The 23,036-nt window shown below is 71.9% G+C and carries 18 protein-coding genes, 4 tRNA genes and 1 other RNA gene; 11 read left to right on the forward strand and 12 right to left on the reverse strand.

The window, feature by feature from the left end:
• Positions 1-39 precede the first annotated feature (39 nt).
• From ACIQKA_RS17650 to ACIQKA_RS17665, 4 genes are all read right to left on the reverse strand, one after another.
• Positions 40-1,902, reverse strand: a complete 1,863-nt coding sequence (locus tag ACIQKA_RS17650; RefSeq protein ID WP_402541448.1) for an FtsX-like permease family protein — start codon at positions 1,900-1,902, stop codon at positions 40-42.
• Between the two features lie 386 nt (positions 1,903-2,288).
• The gene (locus ACIQKA_RS17655; RefSeq protein ID WP_383149307.1) at positions 2,289-2,963 is read right to left on the reverse strand and encodes an ABC transporter ATP-binding protein; all 675 of its coding nucleotides are present in this window, start codon (positions 2,961-2,963) and stop codon (positions 2,289-2,291) included.
• 55 nt (positions 2,964-3,018) lie between these two features.
• The gene (locus ACIQKA_RS17660) at positions 3,019-3,426 is read right to left on the reverse strand and encodes a hypothetical protein (protein ID WP_390109728.1); all 408 of its coding nucleotides are present in this window, start codon (positions 3,424-3,426) and stop codon (positions 3,019-3,021) included.
• A 394-nt stretch (positions 3,427-3,820) separates the two neighbouring features.
• Positions 3,821-3,908 (reverse strand) — tRNA-Ser (locus ACIQKA_RS17665).
• Between the two features lie 118 nt (positions 3,909-4,026).
• Between ACIQKA_RS17665 and ffs the strand changes: the two genes are divergently transcribed.
• From ffs to ACIQKA_RS17695, 6 genes are all read left to right on the forward strand, one after another.
• Positions 4,027-4,125: signal recognition particle sRNA small type (ffs, locus tag ACIQKA_RS17670), an RNA gene on the forward strand.
• Between the two features lie 254 nt (positions 4,126-4,379).
• Entirely contained in the window at positions 4,380-6,452 is a 2,073-nt protein-coding gene (locus ACIQKA_RS17675; RefSeq protein ID WP_402541449.1) for a DNA polymerase III subunit gamma and tau, read from the forward strand.
• A gap of 61 nt (positions 6,453-6,513) precedes the next feature.
• On the forward strand, positions 6,514-7,764 hold the full coding sequence (gene purD, locus ACIQKA_RS17680; RefSeq protein ID WP_383441307.1) for a phosphoribosylamine--glycine ligase: 1,251 nt from the start codon (positions 6,514-6,516) through the stop codon (positions 7,762-7,764).
• Between the two features lie 251 nt (positions 7,765-8,015).
• Positions 8,016-10,004 (forward strand): hypothetical protein, encoded by a 1,989-nt coding sequence (locus ACIQKA_RS17685; RefSeq protein ID WP_402541450.1) that lies wholly within the window; start codon positions 8,016-8,018, stop codon positions 10,002-10,004.
• Positions 10,005-10,277: 273 nt separating this feature from the next.
• Positions 10,278-11,738: a N,N-dimethylformamidase beta subunit family domain-containing protein gene (locus ACIQKA_RS17690; protein ID WP_402541451.1), complete on the forward strand. Its 1,461-nt coding sequence runs from the start codon at positions 10,278-10,280 to the stop codon at positions 11,736-11,738.
• Between the two features lie 108 nt (positions 11,739-11,846).
• Positions 11,847-12,758: a phosphoribosylaminoimidazolesuccinocarboxamide synthase gene (locus tag ACIQKA_RS17695; RefSeq protein WP_383149296.1), complete on the forward strand. Its 912-nt coding sequence runs from the start codon at positions 11,847-11,849 to the stop codon at positions 12,756-12,758.
• 46 nt (positions 12,759-12,804) lie between these two features.
• Here the strand turns inward: ACIQKA_RS17695 and ACIQKA_RS17700 are convergent.
• The 8 genes from ACIQKA_RS17700 to ACIQKA_RS17735 all read right to left on the reverse strand — a co-directional run bounded on the left by ACIQKA_RS17700 (position 12,805) and on the right by ACIQKA_RS17735 (position 17,790).
• Positions 12,805-12,880, reverse strand: a tRNA-Gly gene (locus ACIQKA_RS17700).
• A 22-nt stretch (positions 12,881-12,902) separates the two neighbouring features.
• A complete protein-coding gene (locus tag ACIQKA_RS17705) occupies positions 12,903-13,511 on the reverse strand; it encodes a response regulator transcription factor (RefSeq protein ID WP_366373080.1) in 609 nt (202 codons plus the stop codon).
• Positions 13,508-14,884, reverse strand: coding sequence for a sensor histidine kinase (locus ACIQKA_RS17710; protein ID WP_402541454.1), 1,377 nt, complete (start codon positions 14,882-14,884; stop codon positions 13,508-13,510). The genes ACIQKA_RS17705 and ACIQKA_RS17710 overlap by 4 nt, the downstream gene beginning before the upstream one ends.
• 21 nt (positions 14,885-14,905) lie before the next feature.
• Positions 14,906-15,709: an ABC transporter permease gene (locus ACIQKA_RS17715; protein WP_402541455.1), complete on the reverse strand. Its 804-nt coding sequence runs from the start codon at positions 15,707-15,709 to the stop codon at positions 14,906-14,908.
• Entirely contained in the window at positions 15,706-16,740 is a 1,035-nt protein-coding gene (locus tag ACIQKA_RS17720) for an ABC transporter ATP-binding protein (protein WP_383149292.1), read from the reverse strand. The genes ACIQKA_RS17715 and ACIQKA_RS17720 overlap by 4 nt, the downstream gene beginning before the upstream one ends.
• A 142-nt stretch (positions 16,741-16,882) precedes the next feature.
• Positions 16,883-16,955: transfer RNA gene (locus ACIQKA_RS17725), tRNA-Gly, on the reverse strand.
• An 80-nt stretch (positions 16,956-17,035) separates the two neighbouring features.
• Positions 17,036-17,107: transfer RNA gene (locus ACIQKA_RS17730), tRNA-Gly, on the reverse strand.
• 335 nt (positions 17,108-17,442) lie between these two features.
• Entirely contained in the window at positions 17,443-17,790 is a 348-nt protein-coding gene (locus ACIQKA_RS17735; protein WP_383433837.1) for an Lsr2 family protein, read from the reverse strand.
• A gap of 348 nt (positions 17,791-18,138) precedes the next feature.
• Here ACIQKA_RS17735 and purS point away from each other — a divergent pair, with 348 nt between their 5' ends.
• The 5 genes from purS (at position 18,139) to ACIQKA_RS17760 (ending at position 22,914) form a co-directional block, all read left to right on the forward strand.
• On the forward strand, positions 18,139-18,414 hold the full coding sequence (gene purS / locus ACIQKA_RS17740; protein WP_078489458.1) for a phosphoribosylformylglycinamidine synthase subunit PurS: 276 nt from the start codon (positions 18,139-18,141) through the stop codon (positions 18,412-18,414).
• Complete coding sequence (gene purQ / locus ACIQKA_RS17745; protein WP_366373075.1) at positions 18,411-19,091, forward strand: phosphoribosylformylglycinamidine synthase subunit PurQ; 681 nt, start codon at positions 18,411-18,413, stop codon at positions 19,089-19,091. The genes purS and purQ overlap by 4 nt, the downstream gene beginning before the upstream one ends.
• A complete protein-coding gene (gene purL, locus ACIQKA_RS17750) occupies positions 19,091-21,340 on the forward strand; it encodes a phosphoribosylformylglycinamidine synthase subunit PurL (protein WP_383433834.1) in 2,250 nt (749 codons plus the stop codon). The genes purQ and purL overlap by 1 nt, the downstream gene beginning before the upstream one ends.
• A 158-nt stretch (positions 21,341-21,498) precedes the next feature.
• Positions 21,499-22,008: an ArsR/SmtB family transcription factor gene (locus tag ACIQKA_RS17755; RefSeq protein WP_383149286.1), complete on the forward strand. Its 510-nt coding sequence runs from the start codon at positions 21,499-21,501 to the stop codon at positions 22,006-22,008.
• Positions 22,009-22,074: 66 nt separating this feature from the next.
• Positions 22,075-22,914, forward strand: a complete 840-nt coding sequence (locus tag ACIQKA_RS17760; RefSeq protein ID WP_402541458.1) for a M23 family metallopeptidase — start codon at positions 22,075-22,077, stop codon at positions 22,912-22,914.
• The last annotated feature ends 122 nt before the right edge of the window (positions 22,915-23,036 follow it).

Here is a 23,036-nt window from a genome sequence, read left to right on the forward strand (position 1 = left end):
GACCGCCGGCCCACCGGAAACTCATCGCTCCCTTCCCGGTCAGTCCCGCCGGATGTGCTCGGGATCGACGTGCCGCCGCACCATGGGCACGGAGGCGAGCGCGGCGGCGAGCACGACGCCCAGCGCGCAGACGAGGAGCAGGGGCAGCCCCTCCCAGTCCCAGTGCACCGCTCCGCCCCCGGTGATCAGATAACTGGACTCGGCGAGCCACCCGGCCACGATCGCCGCCCCCAGCCCCACGACCAACGGCAACACCACCTGCACGACCTGCACCACCCGCAACGTCCCGGCCCGAGCCCCCAACAACGCGAGCGCGGTCACCTGCCCCCGCCGCTCCATGGCCCGATCGGCCACGGACACGACGAACGCGGCCACCCCGATGACCAGCCCGAGCACCATCCCGACCACCAGCAGACTCCGAATCACGGTCAACTGCGCGAGCGAGTCGATCACGATACCGACGGGTTCCACGGACGCGGTGGGGGCGATGGCTCCGATGCTGTCGAGGACGGAGCGGATGGTGGTGGGGTCGGCGTCGCTCAAGAGGGTGAGGGTGCCGTCGGTGTCCGCCAAGTCGGAGGGAACGAGTGAGGGAGGTACGAGCAGAGTGCCCGACTCGAAGACGGACAGATCCCAGGGATGCACATCGATTCGCTCGTCAGGTACGGCGAACATGGTTTTCCGGCCATCCTTCAGCGCGAAGGGATACCGCTCTCCGGCCTTCGGGTCGTACTCGTATGTGGTGCGATCGTCCCGCAACTGCATGATTCGGTCGTCTACACAGCCCGTGGCCCGCTCTGTATAGATGGCAAGCTGCGCGCAGGTGCCGACCACCAGGTCGGCGTGTCCTACATCACTTCCGTCCAGTGGATCCCAGGAGTTGTACGAGATGACCGCCGCCTGTACACCGTGGACCTCGGCCATGGCCTTCCGCTGCGCAGGTGAGATCTCGTTCAAGAGGATGTTGTACTCCTGAATGGGAGCTGTTCGCCGACTGATCTGGTCCAGCTCAACGAGCACTCCCTGCGTAAGCGAAGCCCCGAAGACCAACAGCACAAGCCCGGCGACCACCCGCAAGGATGATCCCGGATCCACTTCCGTACGCCGCATTGCCAACGCCACCGGCAGCGACTTCGCCATCCCCGCCAACCGCTGTGACAACCACGCGGTGATCGGTGCCAGCCCGAAGGCAAGTCCGGCGCCGGTCATCAGCACGGCACTGGGAACCAGCACAGAATTGGCTGATCCCTCCGACGGGTCTCGTCCCATCAGACCAAGTGCGCAGTACCCGCTGATCACTCCGAGCCCGGGAATCAGTAGCAAAGAGGCGTATTTCTTCGGCAGCTTCCGTTCACCGGTCCGTCGCACGCTGATCGGTGACACTGCGGCCCGTCGCGCACTGAACTGCCCCACGATCCAAGCAAGTGCCGGACAGCCCACCAGGCATACAGCCACGGTCATCCCGTCGGGATGACCGTCCTCTGGGTACCAGTGGAGTCCAGGCAACCCGACCCGAGCCATCACCTCGTTGAGTCCGAGATACCCGATGATCCCGATTACGGCTCCAGCGAGAGCAGCGACCACGCTCTCCCCGGCGTTCACTCGCAGTGTGTCTTTCACACTGAGTCCAACAAGTCGAAGGGCTGCAAGCCGGCGTGCACGAGACTCACCGGAGAGGCGTGCGCATACGGACAGAAAGATGACCAAGGGCAGTAGCACGATGCACCCGAGGACGAACCGCAGGATTTCCAGGGTCGAGGGCTCAACGACCGGCTGCCATGTTCGCCCTGTGCCGAAGCTGCCGAGCGTCTCTGCTTCGGGCAGGCTGGCTGGGGTGGTGCCGATGTAGGCGTACAGATCATCGGAGCTGCCCAGCCCCTCTGGTGAGACAGTGTCGGTCACACGGCCCGGGACAAGCCCAGCTGCCTTTGGGTTGGCTGCCAAGACCTCGCCCAGTTTCGGCGAAACAATTGCTTCACCAGGGCTGGGAAGCCTTTCGATGCCCGGTGGAATTGGTGTCGGGCCAGGGGCGGTGAGAGCAACGAAAACTCGATGGAGTACTTGCGAACCGTAGGGGTCCCGGAGCTCGCGGTAAACGACATTGCTTGTACCCGGCCGCGGCTCCCGGGCGGCCGTACGAGCGTCATGAGCGGCAAGGATTGACGGAATGGTCAATACGACGGCAAGACAAGCCACCCCGAGCGCCGACCCGAGCGACATCAAAAGAAAACGGATCCGCCCCCTGCGTCCGCTGCTCCACAGCAGGCGCATCCCGAGGAGGAACGGGTTCACACCGCCACCCGCTGCGCCAGAACACCGTCCGTCATCGTGTACTGCGTATCGGCCTTCGCCGCGACGTCCGCATCATGGGTGACGATGACCACCGCAGTCTTCTGCCGCCGCGCAAGCTGAAGAAACTCGTCCAGCACAGCAGCCGCGTTGACGCTGTCGAGCGCCCCGGTGGGCTCATCCGCGAACACCACGTCCGGCCGGTGGACCAAGGCCCGGGCGACCGCCACGCGCTGACTCTGGCCACCCGACAGCTTCGAGGTCCTGCGCCGCGCCAGTTCGCTCATCCCGAGCCGCTTCAACACCTGGCCAGCCATGACGTGAGCGTGGTCCTTGCTGATCCCGGCGAGCCGGAGAGGAAGCGCCGCGTTCTCCTCGACGGTCAGCTCCGGCAGTAACTCCCCGTACTGGAAGACGAAGCCCAACCGCGTGCGCCGCAGCGCGCTGAGATCCCCGTCGGAAAGACAGGACAGCCGCTCCCCGTCGAAGGTCACCGACCCGTTGGTGGGCGGCAGAACCCCGGCGAGGCAGTACAGCAGGGACGACTTGCCCGACCCGCTGCTGCCCATGATGGCGGCTACTTCGCCGCGCTTGAGGGTGAAGTCGACACCGAAGACGGCCTGCTGGGTTCCGTAGAAGAGGTCCACGCCTTCGGCGTGAAGGATGACATCCATTTGGTGTGCCTCCTGAAGAACGGGGGCCGCCTTCCGGCGGCTCCCCAAGGGTCGATTACCGCCGTGCGAACAGTTGCTCGGTTGAGCAGCTGTCCGGCCGGAAGGAGCCGCGGTCAAGGCACACCTGCAGTCGAACTTCTTTGGTCTTCAGAACCGCGCCGTCGTAAAACACCTTGTCGACCTTGATGCTCTTCCTTTGAACGCCCTTGAGCTGGCGCCACGAGTAGCCCTCCACCTTGGACCGGAGGTAGACGTTGTGGCCGTCGTTCGGGGCTTCGTCACGCAGCGTTCCCTTTACGTGAAGCCCACTCGGAGCCTTGCTTGTGGGCTGCCACTGGTACGTGCCGACAAGCGCAGCTCCTGGCGTCCTCAGAACCAACTTGCTCTCCGAGGAGGCCATTGCCGTCCCCATCCCCCCGAAGAACAGTCCTGCAGTTACCATTGCTGCAGCCAACTTCTTCATGAATAACCTCTGTTGGGTCGCGTGCCGACTGATCGTCACAGAACGTATCCGCATCGCTACCTGTCGAACGCCGCAGGAACGTCCCTCCCTGCCCACAACCCTCTGATCCAGTGAATGAAACGCTCCTGGCTGCCCCTACTCCATGAGGGTGATCGCTGGGGTGCCCATGAAGCGTGAGTGCCCTGGTTTTCAATCGCCCCTTTGGCGCTCCCCGCCGACACCGTCAACCAGCTGCTTCCCTCGCAGCCCGCATATCCGTCAACCGAAGGGGCGCGGCGGCCCTGCGTACCCCGCCCAATGTGGCGCGGCTCACTGAAGGTGCTGACGGACGGAAAACGTCGAAGGGCCCCACCGCGAACGGTGGGGCCCTTCGACATCGTGCCCGGTGAGGCACTGGCGGAGGATACGAGATTCGAACTCGTGAGGGGTTGCCCCCAACACGCTTTCCAAGCGTGCGCCCTAGGCCTCTAGGCGAATCCTCCGCCGGGAACATTACATGACCGAGGGGGGTGCTCGCGAACCCGATCGCAGGTGGGGTCGGCCGAGGGTTCCGGACGGGAGGTGTGGGGTCCCGGTGCCGTCGGCATCGGGTAGTCTGGGCGGAGCCCCTCACGCGGCGCTATCTGACTGAACTCCCCCAGGGCCGGAAGGCAGCAAGGGTAGGTCGGCTCTGGCGGGTGCGTGGGGGGCGCTTGCGTTCCCGGGAACTCCCGGGCTCCCGGGGCTCAGGAGCAGGGCTGGGGCCGGTGCCACCGTCAGGACCGGCCAAGCCGGGACCAGCCGGGCCAGGACCAACCGGCCGCCGGGCCGGGACCAGTCAAGCCAGGACCAGCCAGCCGCCGGGCCAGGACCAGTCGGCCCCGCGCCGCCCGCCGGCCGGCCCCCACCGCCCCGAGCCCCCGCCCCCCCACGTTTTTCCCGAGTTGTCGGTGCGCGCCTATAACCTCGTACACGTGTCGTCTCTCGCGCTCTACCGCCGCTATCGCCCCGAGTCCTTCGCCGAGGTCATCGGTCAGGAGCATGTCACCGACCCGCTGCAGCAGGCCCTGCGGAACAACCGGGTCAATCACGCGTACCTGTTCAGCGGGCCCCGTGGCTGCGGCAAGACGACCAGCGCGCGCATCCTCGCCCGCTGCCTGAACTGCGAGCAGGGCCCGACGCCCACGCCCTGCGGCGAGTGCCAGTCCTGTCAGGACCTCGCGCGGAACGGGCCGGGGTCGATCGACGTCATCGAGATCGACGCCGCCTCGCACGGCGGCGTGGACGACGCCCGCGACCTGCGGGAGAAGGCCTTCTTCGGGCCCGCCTCCAGCCGGTACAAGATCTACATCATCGACGAGGCCCACATGGTCACCTCGGCGGGCTTCAACGCCCTCCTGAAGGTGGTCGAGGAGCCCCCGGAGCACCTGAAGTTCATCTTCGCCACCACCGAGCCCGAGAAGGTCATCGGGACCATCCGCTCGCGGACCCACCACTACCCCTTCCGGCTCGTGCCGCCCGGCACCCTCCGGGAGTACCTCGGCGACGTCTGCGGGCGCGAGGGCATTCCCGTCGCGGAGGGCGTGCTGCCCCTCGTCGTGCGCGCCGGCGCCGGTTCCGTGCGCGACTCGATGTCCGTCATGGACCAGCTCCTGGCCGGCGCCGCCGACGACGGCGTGACCTACGCCATGGCCACCTCGCTCCTCGGCTACACGGACGGCTCGCTGCTCGACTCCGTCGTCGACGCCTTCGCCGCCGGTGACGGCGCCGCCGCCTTCGAGGTCGTCGACCGGGTCGTCGAGGGCGGCAACGACCCCCGCCGCTTCGTCGCCGACCTCCTGGAGAGGCTGCGCGACCTGGTGATCCTGGCCGCCGTGCCGGACGCCGCCGAGAAGGGCCTCATCGACGCCCCGGTCGACGTCGTCGAGCGCATGCAGGCGCAGGCGTCCGTCTTCGGGGCCGCCGAGCTCAGCCGGGCCGCCGACCTCGTGAACGCCGGCCTCACCGAGATGCGCGGCGCCACCTCCCCCCGGCTCCAGCTGGAGCTGATCTGCGCACGCGTCCTGCTGCCCGCCGCCTACGACGACGAGCGCTCCGTCCAGGCGCGCCTGGACCGGCTGGAGCGCGGCGCCACGACCACCGCCGCCTCCGCCCCCGCGCCCGTCTTCACCCCCGGACCCGCCGGCCCCCCCGCGTCCGCCATGGGATACGTCCCCGGACCCGACGCCCACACCCCCATGGCCCCGCCGCCGCCCCCGCCCGTACCCGTACAGACGCCGCCGCAGCCGCAGGCTCCCGCGCCCGCCGCGTCGGGCGGGCCCCGGCCCGGTGCCTGGCCCGGGGCCGCGGCGCCCGGCGGCGGCAGCGCCCCCGGTGCCTGGCCCGGAGCCTCCGCCCCGGCCCCGCAGGCCCCCGCGCCCGCCGCCGCGCCCACGCCCGCGCCAGCCTCCACCCCCGCTCCCACCGGCGGAGACACCGCCCAGGTGCGGAACCTGTGGCCGCAGATCCTCGACGCCGTCAAGAACCGGCGCCGTTTCACGTGGATCCTGCTCAGCCAGAACGCGCAGGTCGCCGGGTTCGACGGCACCACCCTCCAGCTCGGCTTCCTCAACGCCGGCGCCCGGGACAACTTCGCGAGCAGCGGCAGCGAGGACGTCCTGAAGCAGGCCCTTGCCGAGCAGTTCAACGTGAACTGGAAGGTCGAGGCGATCGTCGACCCCTCGGGCGGTGCCGCACCGCCGCCCGCCGCCGCCAACTTCGGCGGCCGTCCGGCGGCCCCGGCCCCCGCCCCGGCGCCCTCCTTCCAGCAGGCCCCGCCGCCCCCGCCCGCGCAGGCGGCCCCCGCTCCCGCCCGGCCGCAGCAGCCCGCGCCCGCCAAGGACCCGTCCCCGCCCGCGTACGCCCCGCCCGCGCCGCGGCCCGTGGCGCCGGAGGACGACGTTCCGGAGGAGGACGATCCCGACCTCGTCGACTCGGCCCTCTCCGGGCACGACCTGATCGTGCGCGAGCTCGGCGCCACGGTCGTGGAGGAATACACGAACGAGTAGGGGCGTCTCGCTCGGTGGCCCGTACGAAGGGCATCCCGTCCCGCGGGCTACTCTGGCTTGCGTGAAGGTCCTCGTCATCGGCGGCGGCGCCCGCGAACACGCCCTGTGCCGCTCTCTCTCCCTCGATCCCGACGTCACCGCTCTGCACTGCGCGCCCGGCAACGCCGGAATCGCGGAGGTCGCCGAGCTGCACGCCGTCGACCAGCTGGACGGCGACGCCGTCGCGCGCCTCGCCACCGAGCTGGACGCCGGTCTCGTCGTCGTCGGCCCGGAGGCCCCGCTCGTCGCCGGCGTCGCCGACGCCGTGCGCGCGGCCGGCGTCCCCGTCTTCGGCCCCTCGCGGGAGGCGGCGGAGCTGGAGGGCTCCAAGGCCTTCGCCAAGGACGTCATGGCCGGCGCCGGCGTGCCCACCGCCCGCAGCTACGTCTGCACCACTCCCGAGGAGATCGACGAGGCGCTCGACGCCTTCGGCGCCCCGTACGTGGTGAAGGACGACGGCCTCGCCGCCGGCAAGGGCGTCGTCGTCACCGACGACCTGGAGAAGGCCCGGACGCACGCGCTCGCGTGTGACCGCGTGGTCATCGAGGAGTACCTCGACGGCCCCGAGGTCTCCCTCTTCGCCATCACCGACGGCACCACCGTCCTGCCGCTCCAGCCCGCGCAGGACTTCAAGCGCGCGCTCGACGGCGACGAGGGCCCCAACACCGGCGGCATGGGCGCCTACTCCCCGCTGCCCTGGGCCGACCCGAAGCTGGTCGACGAGGTCATGGAGACCGTCCTCCAGCCGACCGTGGACGAGCTGCGCCGCCGCGGCACCCCCTTCTCCGGCCTGCTGTACGCCGGTCTGGCGATCACGAGCCGCGGCGTCCGGGTCATCGAGTTCAACGCCCGCTTCGGCGACCCCGAGACCCAGGTCGTCCTGGCCCGGCTCGCCACCCCGCTCGCCGGCGTCCTGCTGAACGCCGCCAACGGCACGCTCGCCGACCAGGCGCCGCTCCGCTGGCGGGACGACGCCGCCGTCACCGTGGTCGTCGCCTCCCACAACTACCCGGACACCCCGCGCACCGGCGACCGGATCACGGGCCTGGAGGAGATCGCGGAGCTCGACGCCCCGCACGCGTACGTGCTGCACGCCGGTACGAAGCGGGACGGCGACGCCGTGGTGAGCGCGGGCGGCCGTGTCCTCTCGGTCACCGCCACCGGAACGGACCTGGCGCGGGCCCGCGAGCGCGCCTACGCGGCGGTCGGCCGCATCCGGCTCGACGGCTCCCAGCACCGCACGGACATCGCGCGGAAGGCCGCCGGGGCCTGATTCTCGCACGACCGCTCCACGGGGCCGTGCGGTGCACCGCACGGCCCCACGATCGCCATCACCTTTGCCCAAAGCCATTCCATCGAGTGACGGATGAGCCATCCGGATGACGCCCGCCACCACCCCAACTAGGGTGCGGCGCAGGCGTTCCGGCACTTGGCCCACCGGCATTGCGATGTCAGTGACGGGTGCCACAGTGGGGGAGTGACCAACACCGCCACAGGCAGTCCCGACCAGGGCAGGAGGGGATGATGAGCGGCGTGTCCGGCACCGGTTCCGCCGTCGGCGAGGAGTGGGGTGCGCGCGCCGCGCGCTCCCGGGCCCTCGCCGTCCTCCGCGTCCGCGGCAGGGCACTGGGCCTCGCGGTGCTTCCCGCCGCGGTGGCCGTCGTGCTGTACGCGGGCGAGGTCACCGGCCACTTCTCGGGTACGGGATGGGGCACGGCCCGCTGGATCGTGACCGTCCTCGCGGTCGTCGTCCTCCTCGCCGCCACGGCCGTCGCCCTCGTCGTCGCCCGGGCCCGCCCGGCCGCCACGCCGACGGTGGAGCTGGCCGAGACCGCCGCCCCCGACCTGTACCGGCTGGTGCGGGACCTGGCCGACCGGCTCGGCGTCCCGGCACCCGCCGCGATAGCCCTGACCCCGGACTGCGACAGCTGGCTGGAGGACCGCACGCACCGGGCCCACCGGACCCGCCGCGCGGGCGGCGGAGCCGGCGCCGCCCCCGTCCTGGTCATAGGCTCGCCCTTCCTCTGGTGGATGCGGGTCGGCGAGCTGCGGGCGGTCCTCGCCCCCGTCGTCGCCGGCACGGGCCCGGCCGCCCATCCCGACATAGCCGCCGCCCGCCGCTTCGTCCGCGGCCTGGACGCCGCGATCGCCGTGCCCCGGGACCCCGGCCTCGACCCGGTCCGCCGCCTCGGCGCCCACGGCGTCGGGCAGGTCGCCCGCGTGCTGCTGCGCGCCTGTCGCGGGCACGCCGCCGAGATGGAGCGCGGAGTCGCCGCCGCGGGATCGGAGCGCGCCCAGGAGGTCGACTACGGCGTACGGATCGTGGCGCAGGAGCAGGTCGGCCTGGCCTACGCGGGCTGGGACCGCCTCCTGACCCGGGTCGCGCTGCCCGCCTGGCGGATGGGCCGCTGGCCCGCCAAGCTCGACGCGGGCGTGGTCTCCGCCCTGACCGAGCTGTCCCGCCGCGACCGGCTCGCGGACGGCTTCTCCTCCCGGTTCGGCGAGCGCCCGGCCTGCGACCTCCTGGAGGAGCCGGGCGCGGTCGACGAGGCCACCTCGCTGCTCGCCGCCCGCCTCTTCCACGGCGGCCCGGCCGCGCCCGGCCCCGACTGGTCGCCGGTGGAGTGGAGCCAGTACCCGGAAGAGGTCGTCGACCGGAAGTGGCGCACGGACGCGGCCCGTCTCCACCGGGTCCTCGACGGCATCGACGCGGCCGCCGCCACCCCCGGCGCCCCGCCCCCGGCCGACGGCCCGACCCTGACCCGCGTGATCGACCGCCTGACGACGGCGCCGACGGCCGCGTCCACGGCGACGGCACCCGCACCGGCCCCGGGAGCACCCGCCGAAGCCGCCACCGCCCCGGCCGGCCACGACGGACGCGACCACCCCGCCGACCCCGCCGACCCCGACGGACGCGACCACCTCGCCGATCTCGCCGGCCCCGCAGACCCCGCCGACCTCGCAGACCGCACCGACCCCGCAGACCTCGCCGGGCGTGACGGCCTCGTCGACTTCGGCGATCCGGACGACCGCGACGACTGCGACGACCTCGACGACGACCTCCCGGTCAACCCCGCCGCCGACGCGCTCGCCGGGGCCCTCAGCGCCCTGCTCGCCCGTGAGGAGGCCGCGCGGGAGGCCCGGTTCGCCGCCGAGAGCGCCCGGGGCCAGAAGGCGGCCGCCGCCCCGGCGGCGGACCGGGCCACCGCGTACGAGGGCGTCAGCGGCCCCGACGGCCCCCTGCCGCTCTTCCCGCTCCAGCCGCCCCGCAGCGGCCACGACCTGCTCGCCGACCACGTCACCGCGATGGTCTGCTGCGCTGCCGTGGACACCGCCGAGGCGGCCCCCGGGCTCGACTGGCTCGACGGACCCGCCCTGCTCCTCGGCGGCGAGCGGGCGACGGACCTCGGCCCCCGCGTCCTCTCCCTCGTCGAGGACGGCGACCCCGAGCCGCTGCGGGACTGGCTCGCGCGCACCGGCGTCCGCCCCGAGAAGCCCGTACGGCTCGTCTGACCCGCCGTCGGCGCCACCGCCGGCCCTACGCCCGACCTGCCCGCCCGGCCCGCCGCCGACCCCGTACTCCGGAGCGCCCCGGACGCGGTTCCGTCGCGAGCCCCCGGCATAGACCGACGGCACATGCGGAATCTCGTCTTCCACTCTCGTCAATTCACGACGAACGGTGACGGAGTGCGTGCGTTATGTGATGTGCTGGAGGCCATCACTGACAGAAGCACGAATCCACGGGCACTGACCGGCCGACCGGGGGAGTCGAGGGAGGGGCGCAGCATGGGGGCGGATCAGATCAGGCGGTGGGAGTCGGGCGCGCTCGCGCACGCCGTCTCCGATCCCTTCGGCCAGGGCCCGCTGCCCTGGCTGCGCGGCTCGGACAACTACTTCGACGACACCGGCCAGATGGTGCCCTGGTACGCGGACGAGGTCCTGGCCCGGGGCGGCACCGGCGGCCCCCGCACGGCCGACGACGTCCGGCGCCAGATCAAGGGCTTCGCGTCCGGCGGAGCCGTCGCGCCGGGCGACTCGATCGACTTCCACATCACGGTGGACCCGCCGCAGCAGTTCTCGGTCGACATCTATCGGATCGGTCACTACGGCGGTCACGGCGCCGCGAAGATCATCACCAGCCCGCGCCTCTCCGGGATCGTCCAGCCCGCCCCGCTCATCGTCGACCGCACGGTCTCCTGTCACCACTGGTGGCAGTCCTGGCGGCTCCAGGTCCCCGGCTACTGGGCGATCGGCGCGTACGTCGCCGTCCTCACCACCGCCGACGGGCACCGCTCCCACATCCCCTTCACGGTCCGCGACGACCACCCGGCGGACCTGCTCCTCGTCCTCCCGGACGTGACCTGGCAGGCGTACAACCTCTATCCGGAGGACGGGCACACCGGCGCCAGCCTCTACCACGCCTGGGACGAGGACGGCCGGCTGCTCGGCGAGGAGGACGCGGCCGTCACCGTCTCCTTCGACCGCCCCTACGCGGGCGCGGGGCTGCCGCTGCACGTCGGCCACGCCTACGACTTCATCCGCTGGGCCGAGCGCTACGGCTACGACCTGGCGTACGCCGAGACCCGCGACCTGCACGCGGGCCGCGTCGACCCGGGCCGCTACCGGGGCCTGGTCTTCCCCGGCCACGACGAGTACTGGTCGGCGCCGATGCGCCAGGCCGCCGAACGCGCCCGCGACCAGGGCACCTCCCTCGTCTTCCTCTCCGCCAACACCATGTACTGGCAGGTGGAGCTGGGCCCCTCGGCCTCCGGCGCGCCCGACCGGCTCCTCACCTGCCGCAAGCGCCAGGGCCCCGGACGTCCCGCGCTCTGGCGCGAGGTCGACCGGCCCGAGCAGCAGCTCCTCGGCGTCCAGTACGCGGGCCGGGTGCCCGAACCGCATCCGCTGGTCGTGCGCAACGCCGGGCACTGGCTCTGGGAGGCCACCGGCGCCGGGGACGGCGACGAGATCCCCGGCCTGGTCGCGAGCGAGGCCGACCGGTACTTCCCGCGCACCGCGCTCCCCGAGCACGAGAGCCGCATCCTGCTCGCCCACTCGCCCTACCGGGACGGCGACGGCGCGCTGCGCCACCAGGAGACCTCGCTCTACCGGGCCCCGTCCGGCGCCTGGGTCTTCGCCTCCGGCACCTTCGCCTGGTCGCCCGCCCTCGACCGGCCCGGCCACGTCGACTCCCGGGTCCAGCGCGCCACGGCCAACCTCCTCGACCGGATCTGCAAGAGGGACTGACCGGTACGGGGAGGGGCCGGGAGGCCCGTACGGAGAGGCCGCCCACCGGTGGTCCACGCGGGTGCGAGAGAATCGAAGCGCTCCTGGATCAACCTACGCGGAGGAACCGTGTCCGGATTCGTAGAAAAGCCCGAGCCCGTCCAGGTCCCGGGCCTCACCCATCTCCACACGGGCAAGGTGCGCGACCTGTACCGGAACGAGGCCGGTGACCTCGTGATGGTGGCGAGCGACCGCCTGTCCGCGTACGACTGGGTCCTGCCCACCGAGATCCCCGACAAGGGCCGGGTCCTCACCCAGCTCTCCCTGTGGTGGTTCGACCGGCTCTCCGACCTGGTCCCGCACCACGTCCTCTCCACCGAGCTGCCCGCCGGCGCCCCCGCCGACTGGGCGGGCCGCACCCTGGTCTGCAAGTCCCTGAACATGGTCCCGGTCGAGTGCGTCGCCCGCGGCTACCTCACCGGCTCCGGCCTCGTCGAGTACGACGCGTCCCGCACGGTCTGCGGCCTCGCGCTCCCCGAGGGCCTGAGCGACGGCTCCGAGCTGCCCGCCCCGATCTTCACCCCGGCCACCAAGGCCGCCGTGGGCGACCACGACGAGAACGTGTCGTACGAGGAGGTCGCCCGCCAGGTCGGCGCCGAGACGGCCGCGCTGCTACGCCAGACGACCCTCGCCGTCTACTCCCGGGCCCGGGACATCGCCCGCGAGCGCGGGATCATCCTGGCCGACACCAAGTTCGAGTTCGGCTTCGAGAGCACCCCGGACGGCGACCGGCTCGTCATCGCCGACGAGGTCCTCACCCCGGACTCCTCGCGCTTCTGGCCGGCTGACCAGTGGCAGCCGGGCCGCGCCCAGCCCTCGTACGACAAGCAGTTCGTGCGCGACTGGCTGACCTCCCCGGCCTCCGGCTGGGACCGCAAGAGCGAGCAGCCCCCGCCGGCCCTCCCGCAGGAGGTCGTGGACGCGACCCGCGCCAAGTACACCGAGGCCTACGAACTCCTCACCGGCAACGCCTGGAGCTAGCCGGGAACGAGAAAGCCCCCGGTCGGTCCGACCGGGGGCTTCTTCGTGGAGCGGACGACGAGATTCGAACTCGCGACCCTCACCTTGGCAAGGTGATGCTCTACCAACTGAGCCACGTCCGCATGCGCCGTAGCGCGCAGCCCACTATACCCAACCTTTCGCCCGCGCGAGACGCACCGCCGTGTGACGGTTCTCGGCACCGAGCTTCGCGGCGGCCGAGGAGAGGTAGTTCCGGACGGTCCCGGGGGAGAGCGAGGCGCGCCGGGCGATCTCCGTGACGGGCGCCCCGTCGGCGGCGAGTTCGAGCACCTCGGCCTCCCGGACGGTCAGCGGCGAGTCTCCGGACGCTATGGCGTCGGCCGCCAACTCCGGGTCCACGTAACGGTTTCCGGCGTGCACGGTACGGACGATCTCCGCGAGCCGCTGGGCGCTGACGGTCTTCGGGGCGAAGCCTCGGACGCCCGCGGCAAGGGCTCGCTTCAGGTGCCCGGGGCGCCCGTGGCTCGTCACGATCATGGCGCGGCAGTCGGGGAGTTCGTCCCGCAGGGCAGTGGCCACCATCACACCGTCCATGCCCGGCATCTGCAGGTCGAGCACGGCGACGTCGGGGCGGTGGGCGCGGGCCATGGCGAGTGCCTCGGGTCCGGTCGCGGCCTCGGCGACGACCACGAGGTCGTCCTCCAGGGCGAGCAGGGCGGCGAGCGCCCCCCGGATCAGATGCTCGTCGTCGGCGAGCAGTACGCGTACGGTCACGCGACCGTCTCCTCCTTCTCGTGCCTGCCGTGCCTCTCGTGCCCCCCGTGTTCCCCGTACTCCTCGTTCTCCCCACGCACGGCCCGTGCCGGGACCGCGGGCGTCCGCGCCGCCCCGCTCCGTCCCGTGCGGGGCAGCGGGACGCGGGCGGTCACGCGGAACGAGTGCGGCGCCGCCGGGCCCGCGTCCAGGGTGCCGTCCACCGCGCCCAGCCGCTCCCGCAGCCCGGCGAGCCCGGACCCGCGCCCCGCCCTGCTCAAGGCGTCGGCCGTCCCCGTCCCGTCTCCGGCGCCCGCCTCCTCCGCCCCGTCGTTCTCGACGGTGAGCAGCACCGCCCCCGGCTCGGCCCGGAGGACGATCGCGCACCGGCGCGCGTCCCCGTGGCGCAGGACGTTCGTCGTGGTCTCCCGGACGACCCAGCCCAGGGCCGACTGCACCTCGGACGGCAGGTCGAGCGCCGGGGCGTCCACGGCGCAGTCGATCCCGGCGGCCCCCAGCACTCCGCGCGCACCCTCCAGCTCGACCCGCAGGTCGGCCTCGCGGTAGCCGCGCACGACCTCGCGCACCTCCCGCTGCGACTCCTGCGCGATCCGCTGCACCTCGACCATCTGGTCCACGGCCTCCGGGCGTCCGCGCCGGGAGAGCTGCACCGCGAGCTCGCTCTTGAGCGCGATCACCGACAGGTTCCGCCCCATGACGTCGTGCAGGTCCCGTCCGAAGCGGAGCCGCTCCTCGGCGACGGCCAGCCGGGCCTTGAGGTCCCGGGAGCGCTCCAGCTCCTGCACGATCCGGAGCAGCCAGGAGGAGAAGCCGCTGGTCATGGAGATGAAGACGCCGCCGACGAGGATGCCGACCGCCGAACCGGCCGCCATGTCGAGGCCGTTGCCCACCGCCGCCATCGGGGCTCCGGTGGCGACGGCGGTGCCGAGCACCGCGTACACCACGTGCCGCACCGGGCCGAGGCAGAGGACGAGGGCGCAGAGCGTGAAGATCGAGGTCCCGGCGAGGACGCTCACGTTCACCGCCGGATCGGGCAGCGCTCCGCCCGCCCACAGGAGGTTCAGGGCGAGGTCGACGGCGAGGGTGACGCCGGCCACCGCGACGGCGAGCCGGACCGGCCGCTCCCGCTTCCCGGTCGTGTGGTCCAGGGCGCGGGAGGCGAGGAAGGCGCAGAGCACGGCGTGGACGCCGATCCACAGGAGCAGTCCGACCGCGGCCTGCGGGGGGAGCGGTCTCTCCCCGTCGTGGTTGAACGGGGTGCCGCCGAGCACGAACAGCTCGATCGGCACGAAGAGGTGGAAGGTCCACCGCGTGTACAGCTCCACCTTCTCGGCGCTGCTGCGCCGGGACCACCATCCCGTCAGCCTGGACATCAGGCCGCCCCCTCCCGAGGTCTAGCGTCGCGGTTCCCAGCGGAACCACCGGTGGACCGCCCACGCCGTCAGGACGCCCCAGGCCACTGTATTGAGCCCGGCGCCCACCAGGCTCTCCGCCTGCGCGGTACCGAGCCAGCCGGCCCGCACGAACTCCATCACGCCGCTGAGCGGCAGCAGCCCGCAGAGGTCGGCGGCGAGCGGGGGCAGGGCGTCGCGGGGCACGAAGAGGCCGGAGCCGAAACAGGAGATGAGGAAGAGCGGCAGGGTCGTCAGACCGGCGCTCTCGACGGTGCGGGTGATCACGGTGGTGAGCGCGGCGAGCCCGGCGAGCAGCACGATCGCGGCGGCGACGCCGAGCAGCAGCAGGTCGGGCCGGGCGGGGGCGGACACGTCGAGGACGGCGATGCCGCCGGCCGTGAGGACGGCGCACTGCGCGAGCGTGATGGCGGTGGCGGGCAGGGCGCAGCCGATGAGTATCTCCGCGTCGCTCGCCTCGCCGGTCCGCAGCCGCTTGAGGACCAGCTCCTCGCGGCGGGCGACGAGCGCGGAGACCAGGCTCATGTAGGCGACGAGGAGCAGCACCATGCCGGTGCCGCCGATGAGGGTGGCCGCCCCGGCGCCCATCGGCAGGGTCTCCGCGTCGAGCTGGCTGAGCGAGGAGCGCAGCAGGAAGACCATGAGGAGCGGCATGAGCAGGGCGATGAAGAGATTGTTCCGGTTGCGCACGAGGAGGGTCAGCTCGGCCCGGCCGAGAGCCGTGAGCCGGCTGCGGACGGTGGAGACGGGCCCGGCGGCCGGGGGCGTGGTCGTGGCGGTGCTCATCGGGCGTCGGCCTCCTGCCGGTCGGTGCGGGCTGCGGTGTCGTGCGGCGGGGCGCCCTGCGGGCCGTCCCGGGTCGGATCGTCCGAGCCGTCCAGGCCGTCCCGCGCGGATCCTTCGCGCGAGGCGATGTCGAGGAACGCCTCTTCGAGGGAGGCGGAGCGGGCGTCGAGCCCGTCGAGCCGTATGCCGCCGTCGCCTGCCCAGGCGAGGAGCACGGAGAGGTCCTCCTGGAGGTCGCGGGTGCGGATCTCCACGCGGCCGCCGCTCTCGGCGGCCCGCAGGCGCAGCGGGAGGTGCGCGGCCAGGACGCCCTCGGGGAGGGTGAAGCGGATCCGGGCGGGACGCGCGGCGGTGACCTCGGCCGGTGTGCCGGAGAGCACGATCTCGCCCCGGTTCATGATCGCGAGGCGGTCGGCGAGGGCTTCGACCTCCTCCAGGTAGTGCGTGGTGAGGAGCACGGTGGTGCCGCCGTCCCGCAGCTGCCGGACGAGGTCCCAGGTGTCGCGGCGGCCCTCCGCGTCGAGGCCGGTGGTGGGTTCGTCGAGGAAGAGCACCTCGGGGCGGCCGAGCAGGGCGAGCGCCAGGTCCAGCCTGCGCCGCTCGCCGCCGGAGAGCTGCTTGATCCGGACGCGCTCCCGGCCGGTGAGGCCGGTGGCGGCGAGCGCCTCCCCGACGGGGCGGGCGCCGCTGGTGCAGCCCGCCCACATCCGTACGGTCTCGGCCACGGTGAGGTCGGAGGGGAAGCCGCCCTCCTGGAGCATGATGCCGATCCGGGGGCGGACGGCGGACCGCTCGCGGTACGGGTCGTGGCCGAGGACGCGGGCGGTGCCGGCGCTGGGTGCGGCGAGGCCCTCCAGGAGTTCGACGGTGGAGGTCTTGCCGGCGCCGTTGGTCCCGAGGAGGGCGAAGATCTCGCCCCGGGGGACGGCGAAGGAGATTCCGCGCACGGCCTCGAAGCCGCCGCCGGACTTCCGGCCGGATCCCTCGGCGTACGTACGGCGCAGGTCGGTCGCCTCGATCGCAGGTGTCATGCGTCCAGACTCCCGGCGTCCGCACCTCCCCGGCAGTGCGCACTGTCATGATCCCTGCTGACAAATGTCATGAGGACGAGGGCGCGGAAGAGGGAACACGTCGAAGGCCCCGGTTCCTGAGAACCGGGGCCTTCGTACTCTGAGCGGACGACGAGATTCGAACTCGCGACCCTCACCTTGGCAAGGTGATGCTCTACCAACTGAGCCACGTCCGCATTGCTCCCGACCGGCTTTCACCGGGCGGTGCGAGCACCACTGTACCTGATCCACAAGAGTGGACGGTCATGCGATGCAGAGCGGGTGACAGGAATTGCACACTGCGCCTTCCCCCTGGAAGGGGGCTGTTCTGCTACTGAACTACACCCGCACGCTGCTTGGAGTGGGGCCTTCCGGCCTCGCCCCTCGGCGTGATCCAGACTCTAGCCGATCACCCGGGGTGCAATGCAAATCGGCTCGGCCTGCGAGGACGGACGGGCCGACGGGGGCGGGGGCCCTTCCCGTCGGACGCCCCCGGTCCCACCGGACACCCTCGGCCTCGCCGGACGCTCCCGGTCCCGCCGGAGATCCTCGGCCCCGCCGGACGCCCCCGGTCCCGCGGACGCCCTGGGCCCCGCCCGGGCATCCCCGGCCCGCCCGGACGCCCCGGTCCCACCGGACGCACCCCGCCTCGGTTCCCGCGCTCCGCCCGACGGGCGGCCCGCCTCAGCTCGCCTCGCGGAAAGCCTCGTAGACCCGCTTGGGGATCCGGCCCCGGGCGGGCACGTCCATCTTGTTGGACTGGGCCCAGGCGCGGACCGCCGCCGGGTCGGGGGCCAGGTCGGTGTGCGTGTACGTCGCGGCCGTGATCCGGCCGTCGGCGCCCGCGCCGATCCGCGCGGGGATCTTGCGGCCGGCCGCGAGGTAGGGCGCGAGGGCCTTGCGGAGTTTCTTTGCATTGGCAGCATTCAGGTCGATCTCGTACATCTTCCCGTCGAGGCCGAACGCGACCGTTTCAGCTGCTTCTCCGCCCTCGATGTCATCGGAGAGGGTGACCACCACACGCTGAGCCACGGATATCGGTCCTTTCCTGCGGCCGCCGAGGTCGTGGGGAGCGCTTGTGGCGCTCCTGACGTGCGACGATGCCGACCGTTCGGCTGTGCCGGAACAATGCTGCTTTCTTCTTGAAGCCTTTCTACAGCGGCAGGTGTCGCATTGTGAAGCCCTACCAATTGTTTCAGCGTGTCCCGGCGCAATGCGGTCCGCAATATTTCACGTGAATTTTGCCGTGGAGGGTCGGGCGTGACGTGGCCGGAGAGGTCGTCGGGAACCCGTCTTTTGTAGGATCCTTCAGATCTCTACCCGCGTAGAATTTGGAGGCAGGTACGCTGAAGGAACCGCCCTCGCAACACACCACCGGGAGTGCCAGTGGCACGCGTCGTAGTCGACGTCATGCTCAAGCCGGAGATCCTCGACCCCCAGGGGCAGGCGGTGCAGCGTGCACTGCCCCGCCTGGGATTCGCCGGAATCGCCGACGTCCGTCAGGGGAAGCGCTTCGAGTTGGAGGTGGAGGGGCCGGTCGACGACGCCGCCCTCGCCCGCATCCACGAGATGGCCGAAACCTTCCTCGCCAACACCGTGATCGAGGACTTCACCGTGAAGGTGGAGTCCACGGAGACCGCCGGGGCCTCGTCGTGACCGCACGCATCGGCGTCGTCACGTTCCCCGGAACGCTCGACGACCAGGACGCGCTGCGCGCCGCCCGCCTGGCGGGCGCCGAGCCCGTCTCGCTCTGGCACCGCGACAAGGACCTCAAGCAGGTCGACGCCGTGGTCCTCGCCGGCGGCTTCTCCTACGGCGACTACCTGCGGGCCGGAGCCATCTCCCGCTTCTCGCCGGTGATGGAGACGGTCATCGAGCAGGCGAAGGCGGGCATGCCCGTCCTCGGCATCTGCAACGGCTTCCAGATCCTCACCGAGGCCCACCTGCTGCCGGGCGCGATGCTGCGCAACAACCACCTCCACTTCATCTGCCGCGACCAGAAGCTGCGGGTGGAGAACGCGGAGACCGCCTGGACCTCGGACTACACCGAGGGCCAGGAGATCGAGGTCCCGCTCAAGAACATGGACGGCCGGTACGTCGCCGACGAGCGCGTGCTCGACGAGCTGGAGGCCGAGGGACGGGTGGCCTTCCGCTACCTGGACGTCAACCCCAACGGCTCGCTGCGCGACATCGCGGGCATCACCAACGCCGCCGGCAACGTGGTCGGCCTCATGCCGCACCCCGAGCACGCCGTCGAGCCGCTGATCGGCACCGGAAAGACGGACGGTCTCGGTTTCTTCACCTCGATCCTCAAGAAGCTGGTCAACGCCTGATGAGCCTCGACACCGTCAAGCACGCGAGCGGGACGCCGGACAGCGAGCAGCCCTGGAAGGAGCTCGGCCTCAAGGAGGACGAGTACGCGCGCATCCGCGAGATCCTCGGCCGCCGTCCCACCGGCGCCGAGCTCGCCATGTACTCCGTCATGTGGTCGGAGCACTGTTCGTACAAGAGCAGCAAGGTCCACCTGAAGCAGTTCGGCGAGAAGGTCCCCGCCAACGACGCCATGCTCGTCGGCATCGGCGAGAACGCGGGCGTCGTCGACGTCGGCCAGGGGTACGCGGTCACCTTCAAGGTCGAGTCGCACAACCACCCCTCGTACATCGAGCCCTACCAGGGCGCGGCCACCGGCGTCGGCGGCATCGTCCGCGACATCCTCGCCATGGGCGCCCGCCCGGTCGCGGTCGTCGACCCGCTGCGCTTCGGCGCGGCCGACCACCCCGACACCAAGCGCGTGCTGCCCGGTGTCGTCGCCGGCATCGGCGGCTACGGCAACTGCCTGGGCCTGCCCAACATCGGCGGCGAGGTCGTCTTCGACTCCTGCTACCAGGGCAACCCGCTGGTCAACGCCGGCTGCATCGGCGTGATGAAGCACGAGGACATCCACCTCGCCAAGGCCTCCGGCGCCGGCAACAAGGTGATCCTGTACGGCGCCCGCACGGGCGGCGACGGCATCGGCGGCGTCTCGGTCCTCGCGTCCGAGACCTTCGACGACACGAAGCCGACCAAGCGCCCCGCCGTCCAGGTCGGCGACCCGTTCCAGGAGAAGCTCCTCATCGAGTGCACCCTGGAGATCTTCGCGGAGAAGCTGGTCGCGGGCATCCAGGACCTCGGCGGCGCCGGACTCTCCTGCGCCACCTCCGAGCTGGCCTCCGCCGGCTCCGGCGGCATGCGGGTCGACCTCGACCGCGTGCACCTGCGCGACGCGACGCTCTCGCCCGAGGAGATCCTCATGAGCGAGTCGCAGGAGCGCATGTGCGCGATCGTCGAGCCCGGCAAGGTCGACCGCTTCCTGGAGATCTGCGAGAAGTGGGACGTCATCGCCACCGTCATCGGTGAGGTGACCGAGGGCGAGCGCCTGGAGATCTTCTGGCACGGCGAGCAGATCGTGGACGTGCCGCCGCGCACGGTCGCCCACGAGGGCCCGGTCTACCAGCGTCCGTTCGCCCGTCCGGAGTGGCAGGACGCGCTCCAGGCCGACGACGCCGGCAAGCTGCCCCGGCCCGCGAACGGCGCGGAGCTGAAGGACCAGGTCCTCAGGCTCGTCTCCTCCCCGAACCAGGCCTCGAAGTCCTGGATCACGGACCAGTACGACCGGTTCGTGCAGGGCAACACGGTCCTGGCGCAGCCCGAGGACGCGGGCATGGTCCGCATCGACGAGGAGACCGACCTCGGCGTGGCCATGGCGACCGACGGCAACGGCCGGTACGCGAAGCTCGACCCGTACGCGGGCGCGCAGCTCGCGCTCGCGGAGTCGTACCGCAACGTCGCCGCCTCCGGCGCCAAGCCGCTGGCGATCTCCAACTGCCTGAACTTCGGCTCTCCCGAGGACCCGGACGTGATGTGGCAGTTCGCCGAGGCCACCCGCGGTCTCGCGGACGGCTGCTTCCAGCTGGGCACTCCGGTGACCGGCGGAAACGTCTCGCTCTACAACCAGACCGGTGACGTGGCGATCCACCCGACGCCCGTCGTGGCCGTCCTCGGCGTGATCGACGACGTCAACCGCCGCACCCCGATCGCCTTCGCGGAAGAGGGCCAGCTCCTCTACCTGCTCGGCGACACCAAGGAGGAGTTCGGCGGTTCGGCCTGGTCCGAGGTGATCCACCAGCACCTCGGCGGTCTGCCGCCGGCCGTGGACCTCGACCGGGAGAAGCTGCTCGGCGAGATCCTGATCTCGGCCTCCCGCGACGGCATGATCGACGCGGCGCACGACCTGTCCGACGGCGGTCTCGTGCAGGCGGTCGTCGAGTCCTGCCTGCGCGGCGGCAAGGGCGCGCGCCTGGTCGTCCCGGAGGGCCTGGACGCCTTCACCTTCCTCTTCAGCGAGTCGGCGGGCCGCGCGGTCGTCGCCGTCCCGCGCAGCGAGGAGCTCCGCTTCACCGACATGTGCGGTGCGCGGGGCCTGCCGGCGACCCGGATCGGTGTCGTCGACGGGGACGCGGTCGACGTGCAGGGCGAGTTCGCGCTCTCCCTGGAGGAACTGCGCACGGCCCACGAGGCGACGATCCCGGGCCTGCTGGCCTGACGATCGCCTCCTCGGAGTGGCGAGCGGCAGTACGTAAGGGAGCCCCCGTCCGGACCTTCGGGTCCGGGCGGGGGCTTCGTCGTCCCCTTCCGCGTCCTCTTCCCGGCCGCCCCGGATTCACCCTTGCACGGAGTTACGTAGTTACGTAATCTATGGGCATGGAGCTGGAAGAGCGGTTCACCGAGTTGGAGCGGCGCATCGCGGCGCTGGAGGGGATGGAGGCCCCCGGGCGCCCCGAGACCGCCGGAGGACGCCTCTGGGCCCTGGAGGGCTTCAAGGGCGAACTGGCCGAGGCGGGGCCGCGGGGCGCCGACGGAGGAGTGCTGTTCACGGGCTCGGTCCGCCTGCCCACCGAGGAGCGGTACGAGTGGCAGTTCGGCGCGTTCACCGAGCGGCTGCTCGACGAGGACTGGGCCGAGACCGCGGACTCCTTCGCCGCCCTCGGCCATCCCGTACGGCTCCGGCTGCTGCGGGAGATACTCGGCGGCCGCCACACCGCCGCCGAGCTGGCCGAGCTCCCGGAGACGGGCACGACCGGCCAGATCTACCACCACCTGCGCCAACTGACCGCCGCGGGCTGGCTCCACACGACCGGGCGCGGTCGCTACGAGGTCCCGGCGGCCCGGGTCGTCCCGCTCCTGGTGGCCTTCACGGCGGCCCACCCGTAGCCCTCGACCACAGCCGCCCGTCCTCCGGTCACAGCCGTCGACCACGATCGTTCAGGGGGAACGCCCATGTTCACGCGCAAGTCCGCGGTGGTGCTCCACCGCACGCTCTGGCTGCTGTTCTTCGTCCAGTTGATCGTCTCGTTCACCGTCGGGCTGCCCTACTCGTACGCGGTGAGCTGGCTGCCGCTGGTCGCCGCCGTGGCGGTCGGGATCGCGCTCGCCCTGCACACCCGGAAGCAGGTCGGGGCGGCGGCGCTGCCCCCGGTCGAGGTGGATCCGCCGGTCGCGGGGCGCTGGTCGGCGCTCAACAGCCCGGCGGACCGGACGCCCAGCCACGGCACCCACCAGTACGGCCAGACGTACGCCATCGACATCCTGGCGGAGGCGGGAGACGGGGAGCGGCCCCGTCCCTCCTTCGCGTGGCTGTGGCCGGTCACCCGCCGGAACGAGGACTTCCCGGCCTTCGGCGCCCCGCTGTTCGCGGTCGCCGACGCGACCGTCGCGCACGCCGAGGACGGCCAGCGCGACCACCTCAGCCGCAACTCGCTGCCCGGCTTCCTCTATCTGCTGCTCTTCGAGGCCACCGCCCGCGTCCTCGCGGGAGCCCGGCGGATCGTCGGGAACCACCTGATACTCGACCTCGGGAACGGCACCTACGCGGTGTACGCCCACCTCCGGCGGGGTTCGCTCGCCGTCCGGGCGGGCGACCGGGTGACGGCCGGCCAGGAGCTCGCCCGGTGCGGAAACTCCGGCAACTCCACCGAACCGCACGTGCACTTCCACCTCATGAACGGCCCCGACCTGGACACGGCCAGGGGCGTGCCCTTCACCTGGCGCGGTGTCGGCGTGCCGAAGAACGGGGAGACGTTCGAGGCGATACCGGGCCCGGCCCGCCCGACGGCCTGACCTCCGCCCGCCACCCCGCCGCCCCGCCTGACCTCCGCCCGCCACCCCGCCTGCCAGGCCTCCCGTGTCCGAACCGCCTCCACCTGCCGGGCCTCCGCCCCTGGCGGCCCCACCCGCCGAGT

The sequence above is a fragment of the Streptomyces sp. NPDC092045 genome, from assembly GCF_044756005.1.
In the GTDB taxonomy this organism is placed as follows: Bacteria; Actinomycetota; Actinomycetes; order Streptomycetales; family Streptomycetaceae; genus Streptomyces.